Here is a 17,785-nt window from a genome sequence, read left to right as displayed (position 1 = left end):
ATGATCAATATGCTTCTGATTTTACGCTGATACGGCAAGAGCATGCGATTGAATCTATAAACGATTTCAGTAGTATTTTTGTTTCGCCGAAACCGACTGCGCCCGTTTCAAACGGCCTTGGTTTATGCCGCAACCAAAATGCCCTGTTCCAGCCATTCTGTCCATTTCTGCCTTAATGCGTCCTGCCAAACGTTTTCAGACGGCATGAACTCTGCCAGCATGGTTTGCAGGCCGTTTAGGGAAGTGGGCGTTTCTGCCAGCGTTTCCAGCAATAATGCGCCGAAATCGTCGAGCGTTTGATACATCACGTCGTCTTCCTTATCGCGCCACACCAAAACGGCGGTTTCCGCCTCCTGCAATTCGTCCGTCACATCATACTGATAACGGCGCACAAAGGCGGCGGGAGAAAGGGTGTACGCTAAATCGTCTGAATCGTCATGGACTGTTTGGCTGTCGGTTTGAGCGGTTTCGGCGAACAGCTGGGTGTGTTCAAAGTCCATCAATGCCAAGAGGTCGTCTGAAAGCGGCAGGCTTTGGCAATATCGGAGGAACTCGCCGGGGATTTCTTGAAAATAGGGCGTTTGGGCGCGCGCGTCACGGACGAAACCTTCTTTCAGACGGCCCCATTCTTCGCTGTCAAAGTATTGCAGCGTTTCGGTATAACAGCGGTCGATAAAGCTGTGAATATTGTTGCGTATCAGGCGGATATAGACGTTCAGACGCTCTTGCGGCAATCCGTCTTCGGCTTTGCCTTCGCGTATGGCTTGGGCAAAGCGGTGTTGATATTGGGCGGAGGTTTCAGGCTGCACGGCGGTATTCCTTTCCGGCACGCATTTGATAGTCGGCGATTTTAGCGACTTCGGCTTCGAGTTCGGCAAAAGGCGGGAAATTGAAATCGCGTTCCAACAGGGTGGGCGGAATCGTCGGCAGTTTGGCATAGGCCAGTTCGAGCAAATCCCAAACAGTCGGTAAAACCGCCGCGCCATGCGTATCAATCAATAATTCCGGCGTTTCCACGTCATGTCCGGCAATGTGGATATAGCACACGCGCTCTGCGTCCACATTTTCTAAAAAGGCTTCGGGCGACAACAGGCCGTGATTGACGGCGTTGACGTAAATATTGTTCACGTCCAAATGAATGCCACAGTCGGCTTCACGGGCAACGGCGTTGAGGAACTCAACCTCGTTCATCTCGGCAAGCGGGGAATGCAGGTAGTAGGAGGTGTTTTCTACAGCAATGCGACAGCCCAACCGATCTTGCACTTCGCGGATACGGCGTACCGTGTGTTGCACCATTTCTTCGGTGAAAGGCAGCGGCAACAAATCGTAAAGATGACCGCCATCGTGGCAGTAGCTCAAATGATCGGAGAAAAACGTGCAGTCATAACGGCGCATCATTTCTTTGATTCCGTCTATTAAATCGGTATCCAGCGGTGCCTGTCCGCCCAACGACATGGATAACCCATGCAACGCCAGCGGCAGCCGCTCTGCCACGCGGTCAAACTGTTTGCGCGCCCTGCCGCCCATTTTCAGCCAGTTTTCGGGGGCGGCTTCGATAAAGCGTATCGGGCTGTCGTCTGAAAGCGAGAGGAAGTCTTCCGCCAAGTCGCGGCGGTAGCCCAAGCCTGCGTGTTGAATCATGGTGATGTCCTGTTATGATGCCGTATGAACGACAAAGTCGCATTTTTGTTTATAAAATGCGACTTTGTTAAAGGTATGTTGCAGGATTATTTAGAACCGCATTTACCTTCGCCGCATTTACCTTCTACTACTTTGGCAGCTTTGGCTTTAGATGCTTTGCCTTTTTTGGCGTGGGTTTTTTCCACGGTTGAACCGCATTTGCCTTCGCCACATTTGCCTTCGCTTGCTTTAGAAACCGCGCTTGCACCGCATGAACCTTCACCGGCTTTAACTGCACCGCAAGAGCCTTGAGCAGATTTCTGAACACCTGCTTTGCTGCTTAACGGTTTATCAGCGGCAACAACGCCGGCAGCCAGAGACAGGGACAGTGCACCGGCCAAAGCAGCAGCTACATTTTTTTTCATTTTAACTTCCTTTTTAAAATATGGGTTTTAAAACAAATCAAGGGATAATATCGGGCATTTAAAGTCGGCCCGCGACCGTGAATCATTAAAGAAAATGCTTGATGCGGCAACAGCGTTTCTTCAGCAGGGCATCCAAAGACAGACCGCCTGCGCCCTGCAATAGGACAGGAAATAAAACCACCAAATAAATCAGTGCCATTTTATAACCGTTGTCGCACACATTGTACCCCAAGCCGGCATGTACCGCAGACCATGCGACAGCCGTCACAACCATCAATCCCAACGCAGACAGCCGCGTTGCCAAGCCGACGATGAGCAGCGCAGGCAAAACCAGTTCCGCCCACATGGCCAAATTCCAGTTGACCGTATCCGGCAACAAATTGAACGGAAAGGGAAATTGACTGTTTATTTCTGCAAACCAGTTTTCCCCGTTCCATTTTTCCAGGCCGGATTCAAGAAATTCATACGCGGCAAAAAGCCTGAGCGTCAACAAACCGAAAGCGGCCTGCCAAGAGGGATTGGATGAGGTGTTCATTTATTTTCCTAATCGATGTGTGTCGAATGAGATGGAACGAAAAATCCATCGGTACCATCCCATCTTTCATGCCTGTTTAGACGCGGCAGCTTTAAAAAACTGACGAAATAAATAAAGTTATTTTCTTATTCATTGTTTTATAAAGATTAAAAATTCAAAAGGCCGTCTGAAACACCATGCTTGATTGGGTTTCAGACGGCCTTTAATGATGAACGCGGTCAATTAATCCGCTTGTTTGCACAATTCGACAATTTCCGCGCCGTATTTGTCGATTTTCTCCTCATTCATGCCGTGGATTTCCGCCAGTTCCGCCAAATCCTGCGGCCGTCGGGCGGCAATGGCGCGCAGGGTAACTTTGCTGCATATCTGATAGGCTTCGAGGCCCTCATGGCGGGCAGTATCGATGTTCCACTGAAGCAGACAGCGCATCAAGCGGCGTTTGCGTTTGTCCTCTTCACTCAGGCCGTCTGAAAACGGGCGGCAGATGTTTAAAATGCCCTCGCCGTATTGTTCGATACGTTTTTCGCCGAGTTTATACACGCCTAAAAGGTCAATGGGTTCGGCAGGCGTATTGGTCAGCAAATCGTCCATGCTTTCGTTGGAGAATACCGTTCCCAGCGTCACTTGATCGGCACTTGCCTGCTGCTCGCGCCAAGTTTCCAAAGCCTGTTTTAAGGCCTGTTCGCGCTCGCCCAAGCTGTGGATAACTTGTGCACTGTCTATGGAAACCGTACCGGCTTCAGCCGTTTCGCAAACGTCAAGTATCTCCAAACCGAATTTATTGATTTTTGCCTCGCCCAAGCCGTAGATTTGATGTAAATCTTCCAAACTTCGGGGCATTTTTTCGACAATATCGCGCAGGGTTTTGTCGCCGCAAACCACATAGGCCGGTACTTCCTCTGCCCGGGCGCGTTGTTGCCGCCAATGGCGCAATGCCTGCCACAAACGCTCTTCGCGCTCGGTACGCAACCAATCGTCTTTCGGTTTTTGGGTGGCCGTTTTTTCTCGGCGCAGGGGGCGCAGCATGACTTCGGTTTCGCCCTTGAGGACTTTTTTTGCCGCTTCGGTCAGCTGCAGGGCTTGGTGCTGCTCGACATTGACGGTGAGATAGCCCAAGCTGATGCACTGGCGGATGACGCTGCGCCATTCTTTGTCGGTCTGTTCGCTGCCGATGCCAAATGTGGATAACTTGTCATGGCCGTTGCGCTGTATCCAATCATCGCTTTTACCGCGTAAAAGGTTGGTGATGTAACCGGCGGCAAAACGTTGTCCGGCGCGGTACACGCAGCTGAGTAATTTTTGCACCAACACCGTGCCGTCAAACCGCACGGGCGGATGCAGGCAGTTGTCGCAATGGCCGCAGGGTTCGGATTCTTCGCCGAAATGTTTGAGCAGCAGTACGCGGCGGCAGGCGGCGGTTTCGCAGACGGAAAGCATGGCATCGAGTTTTTGCATTTCGATTTGCTTTTGCACCTCGTCGCTGTTGCCTTCGGCAATCCGTTCGCGCAGTAACACCCAATCGTTCAAGCCGTAACACAGCCAGCTCACGGCAGGCAGCCCGTCCCGGCCGGCACGTCCCGATTCCTGATAGAAATGTTCGACACTTTGGGGCATATCGAGATGGGCAACAAAGCGCACGTCGGGTTTGTCTATGCCCATACCGAACGCCACGGTCGCCACCACAATAATATTGTCTTCATGCGTAAAGCGGCGTTGGTTTTCCTCGCGCACGTCCATGCTCAAACCGGCATGATACGGAATCGCCTCCAAGCCGTTTTCACACAAAAACTGCGCCACATCCTCGACTTTTTTGCGGCTTAAGCAATACACAATGCCGCTTTGCCCATGCATTTGCTTGCGGATGAAATCCAGCAGTTGTTTTTTACCATTATTTTTTTCGATAACCTGATAATAAATATTCGGACGGTCAAAGCTGGAGATAAATTCGAGCGCATTATCCAAGTGCAGATAATGCTTGATGTCGGAGCGCGTGGCCGCATCGGCGGTAGCGGTCAGGGCGATGCGCGGGATGTTCGGATAGCGTTCGGCAAGCATGCCGAGCTGTTGATATTCAGGGCGGAAATCGTGTCCCCATTGGCTGACGCAATGCGCCTCATCAATGGCAAACAGGCTGACGGTTTGTTGGTCGAGAAAACGTAAAAAGCGGTCGGTAACCAAGCGTTCCGGCGCGACATAAAGCAGTTTCAGACGGCCTTGGGCAAGCTTGTCGGCAATCTCGCGCGCCTCATCTGCCGATGTGCTGCTGTTGACTGCCGCCGCTTCAATCCCGGCCACATGCAGGCTGGCTACTTGGTCGTTCATCAACGCAATCAGCGGCGATACGACAACCGCCACGCCTTCGCGCATCAGCGCCGGAATCTGGTAACACAAAGACTTGCCCCCACCCGTCGGCATCAGCACCATCAAACTCTCGCCGCCGGCCAAAGCATTGACGATAGCCTCCTGCTTGCCACGAAATTCGGGATAACCGAATACTTCGTGCAAAATCTGTTTGGCGGTCGGCTGAGGCATAATGGTTCCGTAGAATAGGGGAAAGCGTTATTTTAACGGTTTTACACCCGCGTATGTGTGGAACATTTTGCCGCCGCTTTTTCAGACAGCCTGAAATGCAATCCCATTCAATTTATTTAATTTTAAATAAAGATTTATTTTATTTTGAATGATGTGTATAAAGACCGTCTGAAACCTGATATTAGGGTTTCAGACGGCCTTTCAAAAATAAAATCTTTAAGCTTTTTTGACGAACTCAGATTTCAAGTTCATCGCGCTGCCATCGATTTTGCAACCGATATTGTGGTCGCCCTCTTGCAGGCGGATGCCTTTGACTTTGGTGCCTTGCTTGATGACCATAGAGCTGCCTTTGACTTTCAGATCTTTAATCAAGACAACCGTATCGCCATCTTGCAAGACCGCGCCGTTGGCATCTTTGACTTCCAAGGCATCATCACTTGCAGCCGCAGCATCGGCCTCGTTCCACTCATGGGCGCACTCAGGGCAAACGTATTGAGCGCCGTCTTCGTAAGTGTATTCCGATTGGCATTTCGGGCAGGGAGGTAGGGACATGAGGTTTCCTTATAAATATGATAAAAGAAGCGTAAAACGCAAATAATACAATGTCTAAATTATTGATTCGCCTTGCTGCCGCCTACGCCGTAAACGGCATTCCAAGCCGCGTCCAACATCTGGCCGGCTTGTTGCAGCTTGGCATTTTGCTGCTCTTTCTGAGCCAAGGCCGTCTGAATTTCGCCTTTCAAACGGTCAATATCGGATTGTGCGGCCTGTAAACGGCGCTGCGCACTTTCCAAATCGCTTTGCAGGGAAATGATTTTGCTGTCGTTGCTGTTTTGCTCATTTAAAGCGGCACGGTAAACCGATTGGACGGACAGCAAACGGTCTTCCGCCTCACCGGCATACACGGCGGCGGCGGATAACATCATCAGGGCAAGTAAGGTTTTTTTCATGGGTTTTCCTTTAAAGTTGTTTGATTTGTAAAGTAAAGCGCAGAGCCGATTTTTCAGCCGCCAATTTTACATAATATGCTTGTTGGTCTTTGTTCTTAATGGCTTATTTTATCCAATCCGGACATTCAGGCTGCCGATAAAAGTTAATTCAATCAACTGTTGTGACAGGTAGGCGGCTATTATTTTCTCATATTCTCCGCCTTATTCCATTATTTTCTGGTTTTATTAGAAAAGGCCGTCTGAAAACTTGGCATCCCTAGTTTTCAGACGGCCTTTTATCATTCATGCCTTACGAACGAATCCGTTTCAACACTTCTTCTTTGCCGATTAATGCCAATACGGCATCGACGCTTGGGGTTTTTGCCGTACCGCAGACAGCGAGGCGTAGGGGCATACCGAGTTTGCCCATTTTGATGCCTTCTTCGTCGCAGAAAGGTTTGAAGAGGTCGTGGATGGCTTCGGCGTTCCAGTCTTCCAAACCCTCGAGGCGTTCGGCAAAGCGCAGCATACGGGCGGCGGCTTCGTCGTCCCAGTGTTTCTGCACGTCTGCTTCGGCAGGCGTTTGTTTGACGTAGAAGTAGAGGCACTCGTCGGCAAGTGTGTTCAGGTCTTGGGCGCGGTCTTTGACCAATGCCAACACGTCTTCCAAAGCAGGCTTGCTTGTTTCATGGATATCGCGCAAGGCAAGGCGCGGTTTCACCATTTCGGCCAGTTTTTCGTTGGCGGTGATTTTGATATGTTCGCCGTTAATCCAGTAGAGTTTCTTCAAGTCCATACGGCTTGGAGACGGGGAAACGTCTTTCAAATCAAACCATTCGATAAATTGTTCCATCGTAAAGAACTCGTCGTCGCCGTGCGCCCAGCCCAAGCGTGCCAGATAGTTGAGCATGGCTTCGGGCAGGATACCCATTGCGCCGAAATCGGTGATGGCAACGGTATCGCCGCTGCGTTTGGAGATTTTTTTGCCTTGTTCGTTAAGAATCATCGGCAGGTGGCCGTATTCGGGCAGGGTGGCGCCAATGGCTTTTAAAATATTGATTTGTTTTGGGGTGTTGTTCACATGGTCGTCACCACGGATAACGTGGGTAATGCCCATGTCGTAGTCATCCACGACAACGCAGAAGTTGTAGGTCGGCGTGCCGTCGGCGCGGGCGATAATCAGGTCGTCAAGTGCTTCATTGGGGATAGAGATTTCGCCTTTGACCAAGTCCGTCCATTTGGTCACGCCGTCCAGAGGCGTTTTGAAACGGACAACAGGTTGCACATCGGCAGGGATTTCGGGCAGGGTTTTGCCTTCTTCCGGACGCCAGCGGCGGTCGTAAGTCGCCGTGCCTTCTTTTTCGGCTTTCTCGCGCATGGCTTCCAACTCTTCTTTACTGCAATAGCAGTAGTAGGCATGGCCTTTTTCTAAAAGTTCGGCAATGACTTCTTTGTAGCGGTCGAAACGGCGGGTTTGGTAAACGACGTTGTCGGCGTTGTCGTAGTTCAGGCCGACCCAATTCATGCCGTCGAGGATGATGTTGACGGATTCGGCAGTAGAGCGCGCCAAGTCGGTGTCTTCGATACGCAATAAGAATTCGCCTTTATGATGGCGGGCAAACGCCCATGAGAACAGGGCGGTGCGTACGCCGCCGATGTGCAGGTAGCCGGTGGGGCTGGGGGCGAAACGGGTTTTGACGGTCATGATGGCTCCAAAATCTTTTAAAACAGTTATTTTACTTTTTCAGCGTAGTTTAAACAATGTAAGGCCGTCTGAAAATAATGTCGGCGCAGAAGGACCGTCTGGGAACTTTTCTCCTAAAAATAAGACAAATGATAATTATTTCTTTGAAAGTATCCGCTCATGAACAAACGCGCTTTATTTGCTGCCCTCGCCCTCCTGCCCCTTTTTGCCCAAGCCGAAATCAAAACTATCAAAGACGTATTGGGACGCGAAGTCAAAGTCGATGTCCCTGTTAAACGCGCGGTTTTGGCGTTTTACTATCCCGACTATATCGCGGTAACGGGTACGGACAAATTTAAAAACGTCATCGGCATTTCGCGTGAGTTTTGGGAGAAATTCAATCCCGGCAGCTGGGCGATGTTCAAACAGAAGCTGCCTACGCTGCAAAACATTGCGGACATCGGCAACATCAGCACCGGCACGTTTTCACTGGAGAAAACGCTCGCGCTCAAGCCGGACGTATTGATTCTGGCCGACTGGCAGTATAAGGCCATCGCCACCCACCTGCCGCGCATTGAAGCGGCAGGCATACCCGTCGTCGTGGTCGATTTCAACGCCGAAACCGTCGCGCGGCACACGCGCAGTGCGGAAATTTTCGGCGAACTCAACGGTACGCAGGCGCGCGCCCAAAAAATTGCCGCCGAATACGCCCGAGGCATTGCCGACATCCAAAAACGTGTCGCGCGCGCCAAGCAGTCCAAACCGAAAATCTATATCGAGTTCGGCGACAAAGGCCCGTCCGAATACAGCTACACCTTCGGCAAAGATATGTGGGGCGCGATTGCCGACACAGCAGGCGGCAACAATATCGCCGCGCCTTACGTTAAAAACTGGGGACCGATAAACCCTGAAAAATTCCTGACGGCCAAACCCGACGTCATCGTCATTTCGGGGACGGAAAACGGCCATAAAGACAAGCCTGGCATTATGGCGATGGGCATAGGCATCAGCCAGGCCGATGCGCAACGCCGCCTGGCCGGATTTGTCAAACGCAAAGGCTGGGCAGACATTCCTGCCGTCAAAAACAAACGCGTTTACGGCATCTACCACACCGCCTCCCGCTCGCTCACCGATTTGGCCAGCGCGCAATTTATCGCCAAAACCCTGTATCCGCAGCAGTTTGCCGACATAGACCCAAACAAGACCTATCTGGACTTCTACCGCAAATACCTGCCCGTCGTGCCGGACGGTACGTTTTACATCCGATTGAAATAGCGGCTGCAAAAATCATAGGCTCAGGCCGTCTGAATATGTATGCTATACTAATAAGGCTTTATTATGTATAATTATTATTCTTTTTATTTAATATAATTGGACAAGATATGATTGAACAAAACCAAATCGGCCATCAGCAGGCTCCGATTGTAAGCATCAAAGAATGGTTGATAACAAACTTGATTATGATGATTCCGCTGGTCAATATAGTTATGATGCTTATATGGGCATTCGGCTCAAACACCAATCCAAATAAAGCCAATTATTTCAAGGCTACCTTGATTCTGTTTGCCATCGTAATGGTAATTTATCTGGTACTGGCTGTAGTCTTTTTTGGCAGTGTAGCTGCAAATCAATATCAATAAGCAAGAATACATTTAGGCCGTCTGAAACCTAAAAGGCTTCAGACGGCCTTTTACATGGATTACCGAAAGCTCAACCACCTATCCAATTCCAAACCGCATCGCTCCATTTGCCGATACGGTAGAGAAACAAAGAATAGCTCTCCTGCATCAGGAACTTGGCTTTCTTGCTGCGCTCATCAAAGCGCGTGGTCGGGGTGGCGGAGAACTGCGCATCTGACAAGCCCAAATCGGCGGCCATTTCTTCAGCGCGCGCCAAATGATACGGGTCGCTGACAACGATAATGCTGCCGATGCCGTTGGCGTGCATGATAGGGACGATATTGCGCAGGTTTTCGTAAGTGTTGCGCGACGTGTTTTCAAATAGGATATTGTGCGCCGGTATGCCCTGCTTGAGCGCGTATCGGCGCCCCACTTCGGCTTCGGTCATGAATCCTTTTTTGGGCGTACCGCCGGTGAAAATGATTTTGCCGACCCGATGGCTTTGGTAGAGCGTGATGGCATGGTTGATGCGCTCACGGAATACCGGCGACGGGCGTTTGTCCCACGCCGCCGCACCCAACACCACCGCCGCATCGGCATGAGCGTCCTTCGGCAAGGTTTGCAAACCTGTCCGGTAAATCTGCCATGTGCCGCTCAAAAAAATACCGCACACCAGCAAAACGCTCAAAGCAAGGCCGCGAAACAGGTAATATCGCAGGCCATTGCGGCTTTTAAGCAGGGAAATCATCTTCAGACGGCCTTATCCAACCCCATCAGCCGAGTAGGGCGGCAATGTTTTCCAACGGACGGCCGATGGCTGCGCGCGTAGGCGTTACCAAAACGGGACGCTCGAGCAGGGCAGGGTGTTCGGCAATTGCCTGAAGCAGGGCGGCATTGTCCAAATCGGGATTGTCCAAACCCAATTCTTTGTACAAATCGTCTTTGGTGCGCATCATGCCGCGCACCGATTCGATGCCGAGTTTGGCAAACATATCCTGCAAAGTCGCCAAATCGGGCGCGGTATCCAGATATTTGACCACGTCGGCGGCAACGCCTTTTTCTTCGAGCAAAGCCAGCGCGTCACGTGATTTGCTGCAACGCGGGTTGTGATAAAGTGTGAATTCAGACGGCATGAAAGTCTCCGTATTATTGCAAAATCATTCAATGATGGCGGTTATTATCGTCTGCAACTGATTTTTACTCAAACTTTTTACCTGATATCTTGATACGAATCGGTAGGCATACCCACCAAACCGTTTTACAATAAACACAATTTCGATTGGCAACCTCAAGGATACAACCATGAAAGCCTTAACCGCCCTTCTACTGTCCGCCACCGTTTTTACCGCTGCTCCGGCCTTTGCCGCCGATGAAACGGCAGGTTGGCAGGACAACAAACCGCAAAGCCTGGAATCGCTCAAAGCCCCCGTGCGCGTGGTCAACCTTTGGGCAACCTGGTGCGGCCCCTGCCGTAAAGAAATGCCCGCCATGTCCGCATGGTACAAAGCTCAGAAAAAAGGCAGCGTCGATATGGTCGGCATCGCGCTGGATACCACCGACAACATCGGCAAGTTCCTGAAACAAACGCCGGTTAGCTACCCGATTTGGCGTTACACCGGCGCCAACAGCCGCAACTTCATGAAAGCCCACGGCAACAACGTCGGCGTATTGCCCTTCACAGTTGTCGAAGCGCCGAAATGCGGCTACAAACAAACCATCACCGGCGAAGTCAACGAAAAAAGCCTGACCGCCGCCGTGAATTTGGCCAAAACCAAATGTAAATAAAACAGCAGATAGGGTGCTTAACCTACGCTGATATCGAGGCCGTCTGAAACCCAATCGTTCAGACGGCCTTTATTTCAAACCATATTGCTTTGTGTTGCAAACCGGCAGTGTCTCCGCCAGCAGAACCGGGGTTTCACTATCAAAAAGCAGCCGAAATATTTATAATCTGTGAATAATCCCATTTTTTCAGACGGCATGTTGCCCTATCGATGACGCCGGCCGTCTGAATCCCTATTTTCAGGAAAACCCATGATCCGTTTCGAACAAGTTTCCAAAACCTATCCCGGCGGTTTCGAAGCCCTGAAAAATGTCAGTTTCCAGATTAACAAAGGTGAGATGATTTTTATCGCCGGCCATTCAGGCTCGGGCAAATCCACCATTTTGAAGCTGATTTCAGGCATTACCAAGCCTACTAAAGGCAAGGTTTGGTTCAACAATCAAGACCTCGGCACCTTGAGCGACAATCAGATCGGCTTTATGCGCCAACATATCGGCATTGTCTTCCAAGACCACAAAATCCTCTACGACCGCAATGTCTTGCAAAACGTTATCCTGCCTTTGCGGATTAGCGGCTACCAGCCGCGCAAAGCGGAAGAGCGCGCACGTATTGCGATTGAGAAAGTCGGCTTGAAAGGCCGCGAAAACGATATGCCCATCACTTTGTCCGGCGGCGAACAACAGCGTTTGTGCATCGCGCGCGCAGTAGTTCACCAACCCAGCCTGCTGATTGCCGACGAGCCGTCCGCCAGCCTCGACCGCGCCTATGCGCTGGATATTATGGAATTGTTCAAAACCTTCCATGAGGCAGGCACGACCGTGATTGTTGCGGCGCACGATGAAACGCTGATGGCGGATTACGGCCACCGCGTCTTGCGCCTGCAGAAAGGACGCCTCGCATGAGTATGATTCACTATATCTCGTTACACGTCGAATCGGCACGCGCCGCGCTCAAAGAGCTTCTGCGCCAACCCATCGGCACGCTGCTGACCCTGCTCATGCTTGCCGTTGCCATGACCTTGCCGCTGTTTATGTATTTGGGTATCCAAAGCGGACAAAGCGTATTGGGCAAACTCAACGAGTCGCCGCAGATTACAGTTTATATGGACACCGATGCGGCAGGTTCTGATGCCGATACGGTGAAAAACCTGCTCCAGCGCGACAGCCGTATCGATAAAGTCCGCTTTATCAGCAAGCAGGAAGGTTTGGAAGAATTGCAGACCAATCTCGACCAAAACCTCGTTTCCATGCTCGATGGCAACCCGTTGCCCGATGTCTTTATCGTTACGCCCGACCCTGCCACTTCTCCGGATCAGATGCAGGCTATCTATAAAGACATTACCAAACTGCCACGCGTCGAATCGGCAACCATGGATACCGAATGGGTACAGACCCTTTATCGTATTAACGAATTTATCCGTAAGATTTTGTGGTTCCTCTCGCTGACTTTGGGCATGGCCTTTGTCTTGGTGGCACACAACACCATCCGCCTGCAAATCCTCAGCCGCAAGGAAGAGTTGGAAATCACCAAACTGTTGGGTGCTCCTGCTTCCTTCATCCGCCGCCCTTTCCTTTATCAGGCAATGTGGCAGAGTATTTTCTCCGCCGCCGTCAGCCTGGGCTTGTCGGCCTGGCTGCTGGCCGAAGTACGGCCGCTGGTGGACGCGATTTTCAAACCCTATGGCCTGAACATCGGCTGGCGTTTCTTCACATTTAGCGAAGTGTCGCTGGTATTCGGCTTCGTCATCGCGCTGGGCATATTCGGCGCATGGCTGGCCACCACGCAACACCTCTTAGGCTTCAAAGCCAAAAAATAAGCCTTGGCAAACAGGCCGTCTGAACCATTCAGACGGCCTGAAATCTTATCCTTTCGCAACTTAAACAAACCTTGTGAAAATTTAATACTGCCATATCTAACAGCAAGGGCATAATCCCTTATAATTGATGGTTTATTATTCATCTCATTTCATTTGTGCGGCATAAGCCGTGCAGACAAATAACGAAAGACATCCTGTGGACAAACTCAAAATCTCTGCCAACGGCCCCCTCAACGGCGAAATCATCGTATCCGGCGCAAAAAACGCCGCCCTGCCGCTGATGTGTGCCGGCCTGCTGACTTCCGGCACTTTACGCTTGAAAAACGTACCCATGCTCGCCGACGTCAAAACCACCCAAAAACTGCTGCAAGGCATGGGCGCACGCGTTTTGACCGACAACATCTCCGAATTTGAAATCAACGGCGGCACCGTCAACAACACCTGCGCACCTTATGAGCTGGTAAAAACCATGCGCGCATCCATCTTGGTTTTGGGCCCGACCCTTGCCCGCTTCGGCGAAGCCCAAGTCAGCCTGCCCGGCGGTTGCGCCATCGGTTCGCGTCCGGTTGACCAACACCTCAAAGGCCTCGAAACCATGGGGGCGGAAATCACCATCGAACACGGTTACGTCAAAGCCAAAGGCCGTCTGAAAGGCACGCGCGTTACCATGGATGTCGTGACCGTAGGCGGCACTGAAAACCTGCTGATGGCGGCCACGCTCGCCGAAGGCACCACCATCCTCGAAAACTGCGCCATCGAACCCGAAGTCGTCGATCTGGCCGAATGCCTCGTCAAAATGGGCGCGAAAATCAGCGGCATCGGTACAGCAACCATGACCATCGAAGGCGTAAAAGAGCTGCACGGCTGCGAACACAGCGTCGTTCCCGACCGTATCGAAGCCGGTACCTTCCTCTGCGCCGTCGCCATGACCGGCGGCAAAGTCGTCCTGCGCAATGCCGCCCCCAAAACCATGGAAGTCGTATTGGACAAACTGACCGAAGCCGGCGCTATCATCGAAGCAGGCGACAACTGGATTTCCATCGACATGCAACAACGCCCCAAAGCCGTGGACATCCGCACCGTCGTCCACCCAGGCTTCCCAACCGACATGCAGGCGCAGTTTATGGCCATGAACGCCATTGCCGAAGGCAGCAGCCGCGTGGTAGAAACCATTTTTGAAAACCGCTTCATGCATGTTCCCGAACTCAACCGCATGGGCGCAGACATCACCACCGAAGGCAACACCGCCTACATCAAAGGCGTAGAAAAACTCTCCGGTGCCGTCGTGATGGCAACCGACCTGCGCGCCTCCGCCAGCCTCGTCATGGCAGGTTTGGTCGCAGATGGCGAAACCATCGTCGAACGCATCTACCACCTCGACCGCGGCTATGAATACATCGAGAAAAAACTCGGCGGCGTAGGCGCAAAAATCGAACGCGTACGCGGTTAATCCCATACGCAGCCGATAAATAAAAGGCCGTCTGAAACACCGGCAATCGGGTTTCAGACGGCCTTTGCCTATTGTTTTGCGGTATAATTCCCGACATCTTTATCCATTGTTTTTAAAAGCACGAACCATGACACGCAAAATCCTTGTCACTTCCGCGCTGCCGTATGCCAACGGCAGCATCCACCTCGGCCACATGGTCGAACACATCCAAACCGACGTTTGGGTACGCTTCCAAAAACTGCGCGGCCACGAATGCTACTACTGCTGCGCCGACGACACCCACGGCACGCCCGTGATGCTTGCTGCGCAAAAACAAGGCATCGCGCCTGAAGACATGATTGCCAAAGTGCGCGAAGAGCACCTCGCCGACTTTACCGGTTTCAACATCGGCTACGACAATTATTACAGCACCCATTCCCCTGAAAACAAACAGTTTTCCCAAGACATTTACCGCGCGCTGAAAGCCAACGGCAAGATTGAGAGCCGCGTCATCGAGCAGCTTTTCGACCCCGAAAAACAAATGTTCCTGCCCGACCGCTTCGTCAAAGGCGAATGCCCGAAATGCCACGCCCAAGACCAATACGGTGACAACTGCGAAGTCTGCGGTACGACCTATTCCCCGACCGAACTGATCAACCCGTATTCCGCCGTTTCCGGTGCCAAACCCGAATTGCGCGAATCCGAACACTTCTTCTTCAAACTGGGAGAATGCGCCGACTTCCTCAAAGCATGGACTTCCGGCAACAATCCGCACGACGGCAAGCCTCATCTGCAACCCGAAGCCCTCAACAAAATGAAAGAATGGCTGGGCGAAGGCGAAGAAACCACCCTGTCCGACTGGGACATTTCCCGCGACGCGCCGTATTTCGGTTTTGAAATCCCCGATGCGCCGGGCAAATACTTCTACGTCTGGCTGGACGCGCCCGTCGGCTACATGGCGTCGTTTAAAAACCTGTGCGACCGCATCGGCATCGATTTTGACGAATACTTCAAAGCCGACAGCCAAACCGAGATGTACCACTTCATCGGCAAAGATATTCTCTATTTCCACGCCCTGTTCTGGCCTGCTATGCTGCATTTCTCCGGCCACCGCGCCCCGACCGGCGTGTACGCACACGGCTTTTTGACCGTGGACGGACAAAAAATGTCCAAATCGCGCGGCACCTTCATCACCGCCAAATCCTATCTGGAACAAGGCCTGAACCCCGAGTGGATGCGCTACTACATCGCCGCCAAACTCAACAGCAAAATCGAAGACATCGATTTGAACCTGCAAGACTTTATCAGCCGCGTCAACAGCGACCTCGTCGGAAAATACGTCAACATCGCCGCCCGCGCGTCAGGTTTCATCGCCAAACGCTTTGAAGGCCGTCTGAAAGACGTTGCCGACAGCGAATTGCTGGCAAAACTGACCGCACAAAGCGAAGCCATTGCCGAATGCTACGAAAGCCGCGAATACGCCAAAACCCTGCGCGACATCATGGCCTTGGCAGACATTGTCAATGAATACGTTGATGCCAACAAACCTTGGGAACTGGCGAAACAAGAAGGCCAAGACGCACGCCTGCACGAAGTATGCAGCGAGCTCATCAACGCCTTTACCATGTTGACCGCCTACCTCGCCCCCGTCTTGCCGAAAGTGGCCGAAAACGCCGCCAAATTCCTGAATTTGGAAGCCATCACTTGGGCAAATACACGCGAAACCTTGGGCGAACACGCCATCAACAAATACGAACATTTAATGCAACGAGTGGAGCAAAAACAAGTGGACGATTTAATCGAAGCCAACAAACAAAGCATCGTCGCAGCAGCTGCGCCTGCCGCCGAAGAGAGCAAATATGAAAAAGTCGCCGAACAGGCCAGCTTCGAAGACTTTATGAAAATCGACATGCGCGTCGCCAAAGTATTGAACTGCGAAGCCGTCGAAGGCAGCACCAAACTTTTGAAATTCGACCTCGATTTCGGTTTTGAAAAACGCATCATCTTCTCCGGCATCGCCGCGTCTTACCCAAATCCAGCCGAATTGAACGGCCGCATGGTCATTGCCGTCGCCAACTTCGCCCCGCGCAAAATGGCAAAATTCGGCGTATCCGAAGGCATGATCCTCTCCGCCGCCACGGCAGAGGGCAAACTGAAGCTCCTCGATGTCGACGTAGGCGCACAGCCCGGGGATAAAGTGGGCTAAGGCTTATACCAAATCTTAAGGAGAAACCATGTTAAACCTTTCCGCACCGGTACTTAAAGAAATTGAGTTGCTTCATGATACAGGCTTATCGGTTGGCGCTATTGTTACAGTGTTGCGTCTGAAGTTTCCGGTAGAGCTCCATGATCGGGAGGACAAACAAATTGAAGAAGCCGTGCTTCTCATGATCAATCCGCCACGAAAAGCACCTTCTCTTTCCCGCTAAGGTAGCGATACCGGTTGAAAGGTAAATTTGGTTATGCTTCAACAAAAGGCCGTCTGAAACTTTCAGACGGCCTTTTTATTTATCCAAACACTTATTTCCGTTAAAACTTTATCTCAACAATTCATCGGTAACACGTTGCAGAAATTCGATGCGCTCGGGTTTGGCTTCGCCTGATTCGGCAGCGGCTTTGACGGCGCAGCCGGGTTCGGCGCGGTGGGTGCAGTTATGGAAACGGCATTGGCCGATAAGGTGGCGCAGGTCGGGGAAGTATTGCAGTAAATCGGCGGCTTGGAGATGGTGTAGGCCGAATTCTTGCAGGCCGGGGGAATCTATGAGTCGGGTTTCTGCGTTTAAATCGTATAGTTGGGCGTGGGTGGTGGTGTGTTTGCCGGAGTCGAGCGCGGTGGAAATGTCGCCGGTTCGGGCGGCTTGGTTGCCGAGTAGGGCGTTGGTCAATGTGGACTTGCCCATGCCGCTTTGTCCGAGCAGGATGTTGGTTTGCCCTTCTAAAATGGGACGCAGGATGTCGGCGTTTTCCAATGCGTTGGTTTCGACCACGGGGTAGCCGAGGGTTTCGTAGAATTTGAGTTTCTCGCGCCATTGGGCGGTTTCGGGGAGGTCAGCTTTGTTGAGGATAATGACGGCATCGATACCGGCCGCTTCTGCCGCGAGGAGGGCGCGTTGCAACAGGGCTTCGCTGGGTGAGGGACTGGCGGCGGTTACGATGAGGAGTTGGGTAACGTTGGCGGCAATCAGTTTGGTTTTCCACGCGTCTTGGCGGTAGAGCAGGCTTTCGCGCGGGAGGTAATCTTCAATCACGACTTGTTCGCCGTTGATGGGGCTGATGCGGACTTGGTCGCCACAGGCGAAATCGACGCGTTTTTTGCGGGTGGTGGCGTCATATGTTTGGCCATCGGGGGTGCGGACAATATAGCGGCGGCCATAGCTGGTAATGATTTGGGCGGTATCGGTCATGATGGGGTT

The 17,785-nt window shown here is 51.8% G+C and carries 19 protein-coding genes; 8 read left to right on the top strand and 11 right to left on the bottom strand.

Annotated features, from left to right (window positions below; translation table 11 throughout):
- Positions 1 to 122: 122 nt before the first annotated feature.
- The 8 genes from ACTHR7_RS06020 to gltX all read right to left on the bottom strand — a co-directional run bounded on the left by ACTHR7_RS06020 (position 123) and on the right by gltX (position 7,746).
- Positions 123 to 809, bottom strand: a complete 687-nt coding sequence (locus ACTHR7_RS06020) for an HvfC family RiPP maturation protein (protein ID WP_440370515.1) — start codon at positions 807 to 809, stop codon at positions 123 to 125.
- Positions 799 to 1,641, bottom strand: coding sequence for an HvfB family MNIO-type RiPP peptide maturase (locus ACTHR7_RS06015; RefSeq protein WP_440370514.1), 843 nt, complete (start codon positions 1,639 to 1,641; stop codon positions 799 to 801). The genes ACTHR7_RS06020 and ACTHR7_RS06015 overlap by 11 nt, the downstream gene beginning before the upstream one ends.
- An 86-nt stretch (positions 1,642 to 1,727) precedes the next feature.
- Positions 1,728 to 2,045 (bottom strand): HvfA family oxazolone/thioamide-modified RiPP metallophore, encoded by a 318-nt coding sequence (locus tag ACTHR7_RS06010; RefSeq protein WP_003686668.1) that lies wholly within the window; start codon positions 2,043 to 2,045, stop codon positions 1,728 to 1,730.
- An 85-nt stretch (positions 2,046 to 2,130) separates the two neighbouring features.
- Positions 2,131 to 2,580 (bottom strand): HvfX family Cu-binding RiPP maturation protein, encoded by a 450-nt coding sequence (locus tag ACTHR7_RS06005; RefSeq protein ID WP_293208500.1) that lies wholly within the window; start codon positions 2,578 to 2,580, stop codon positions 2,131 to 2,133.
- Positions 2,581 to 2,802: 222 nt separating this feature from the next.
- Positions 2,803 to 5,112: a DNA helicase RecQ gene (gene recQ / locus ACTHR7_RS06000; protein ID WP_440370513.1), complete on the bottom strand. Its 2,310-nt coding sequence runs from the start codon at positions 5,110 to 5,112 to the stop codon at positions 2,803 to 2,805.
- Between the two features lie 216 nt (positions 5,113 to 5,328).
- On the bottom strand, positions 5,329 to 5,664 hold the full coding sequence (locus ACTHR7_RS05995) for a zinc ribbon domain-containing protein YjdM (RefSeq protein WP_107868354.1): 336 nt from the start codon (positions 5,662 to 5,664) through the stop codon (positions 5,329 to 5,331).
- Between the two features lie 59 nt (positions 5,665 to 5,723).
- Entirely contained in the window at positions 5,724 to 6,062 is a 339-nt protein-coding gene (locus ACTHR7_RS05990; protein WP_296184962.1) for a hypothetical protein, read from the bottom strand.
- A 289-nt stretch (positions 6,063 to 6,351) separates the two neighbouring features.
- On the bottom strand, positions 6,352 to 7,746 hold the full coding sequence (gene gltX / locus ACTHR7_RS05985) for a glutamate--tRNA ligase (protein ID WP_440370512.1): 1,395 nt from the start codon (positions 7,744 to 7,746) through the stop codon (positions 6,352 to 6,354).
- Between the two features lie 159 nt (positions 7,747 to 7,905).
- Here gltX and ACTHR7_RS05980 point away from each other — a divergent pair, with 159 nt between their 5' ends.
- Complete coding sequence (locus ACTHR7_RS05980) at positions 7,906 to 9,000, top strand: ABC transporter substrate-binding protein (protein WP_296186147.1); 1,095 nt, start codon at positions 7,906 to 7,908, stop codon at positions 8,998 to 9,000.
- Between the two features lie 107 nt (positions 9,001 to 9,107).
- Positions 9,108 to 9,365 carry a hypothetical protein gene (locus ACTHR7_RS05975; protein WP_440370511.1) on the top strand — a complete coding sequence of 86 codons (258 nt, stop codon included), beginning with the start codon at positions 9,108 to 9,110 and terminating at the stop codon, positions 9,363 to 9,365.
- Positions 9,366 to 9,435: 70 nt separating this feature from the next.
- On the opposite strand, the gene ACTHR7_RS05970 is transcribed toward ACTHR7_RS05975, so the two are convergent.
- Both ACTHR7_RS05970 and arsC read right to left on the bottom strand, forming a co-directional pair.
- Complete coding sequence (locus ACTHR7_RS05970) at positions 9,436 to 10,092, bottom strand: YdcF family protein (RefSeq protein ID WP_296186144.1); 657 nt, start codon at positions 10,090 to 10,092, stop codon at positions 9,436 to 9,438.
- 25 nt (positions 10,093 to 10,117) lie between these two features.
- Entirely contained in the window at positions 10,118 to 10,477 is a 360-nt protein-coding gene (gene arsC / locus ACTHR7_RS05965; protein ID WP_070584450.1) for an arsenate reductase (glutaredoxin), read from the bottom strand.
- Positions 10,478 to 10,646: 169 nt separating this feature from the next.
- Here arsC and ACTHR7_RS05960 point away from each other — a divergent pair, with 169 nt between their 5' ends.
- The 6 genes from ACTHR7_RS05960 to ACTHR7_RS05935 all read left to right on the top strand — a co-directional run bounded on the left by ACTHR7_RS05960 (position 10,647) and on the right by ACTHR7_RS05935 (position 16,801).
- The gene (locus ACTHR7_RS05960) at positions 10,647 to 11,129 is read left to right on the top strand and encodes a TlpA disulfide reductase family protein (protein WP_049349226.1); all 483 of its coding nucleotides are present in this window, start codon (positions 10,647 to 10,649) and stop codon (positions 11,127 to 11,129) included.
- A gap of 249 nt (positions 11,130 to 11,378) precedes the next feature.
- The gene (gene ftsE, locus ACTHR7_RS05955; protein ID WP_003681151.1) at positions 11,379 to 12,029 is read left to right on the top strand and encodes a cell division ATP-binding protein FtsE; all 651 of its coding nucleotides are present in this window, start codon (positions 11,379 to 11,381) and stop codon (positions 12,027 to 12,029) included.
- Positions 12,026 to 12,943, top strand: coding sequence for a permease-like cell division protein FtsX (gene ftsX, locus ACTHR7_RS05950; RefSeq protein WP_003681149.1), 918 nt, complete (start codon positions 12,026 to 12,028; stop codon positions 12,941 to 12,943). The genes ftsE and ftsX overlap by 4 nt, the downstream gene beginning before the upstream one ends.
- 196 nt (positions 12,944 to 13,139) lie before the next feature.
- The gene (gene murA / locus ACTHR7_RS05945; protein ID WP_049333045.1) at positions 13,140 to 14,393 is read left to right on the top strand and encodes a UDP-N-acetylglucosamine 1-carboxyvinyltransferase; all 1,254 of its coding nucleotides are present in this window, start codon (positions 13,140 to 13,142) and stop codon (positions 14,391 to 14,393) included.
- A gap of 127 nt (positions 14,394 to 14,520) precedes the next feature.
- Positions 14,521 to 16,578 (top strand): methionine--tRNA ligase, encoded by a 2,058-nt coding sequence (gene metG, locus ACTHR7_RS05940; protein ID WP_440370510.1) that lies wholly within the window; start codon positions 14,521 to 14,523, stop codon positions 16,576 to 16,578.
- A 28-nt stretch (positions 16,579 to 16,606) separates the two neighbouring features.
- Positions 16,607 to 16,801: a virulence regulator gene (locus ACTHR7_RS05935; protein WP_070814731.1), complete on the top strand. Its 195-nt coding sequence runs from the start codon at positions 16,607 to 16,609 to the stop codon at positions 16,799 to 16,801.
- Between the two features lie 108 nt (positions 16,802 to 16,909).
- On the opposite strand, the gene rsgA is transcribed toward ACTHR7_RS05935, so the two are convergent.
- Positions 16,910 to 17,776: a ribosome small subunit-dependent GTPase A gene (gene rsgA, locus ACTHR7_RS05930; RefSeq protein WP_254321303.1), complete on the bottom strand. Its 867-nt coding sequence runs from the start codon at positions 17,774 to 17,776 to the stop codon at positions 16,910 to 16,912.
- Between the last annotated feature and the right edge of the window lie 9 nt (positions 17,777 to 17,785).

Origin of the sequence: Neisseria sp. P0007.S010, from assembly GCF_051962875.1 — a bacterium.
Taxonomy (GTDB): Bacteria; Pseudomonadota; Gammaproteobacteria; order Burkholderiales; family Neisseriaceae; genus Neisseria; species Neisseria subflava_A.
Note: the sequence above shows the minus strand (reverse complement) of the source record. Positions and strands in the feature narration are given on the sequence as shown.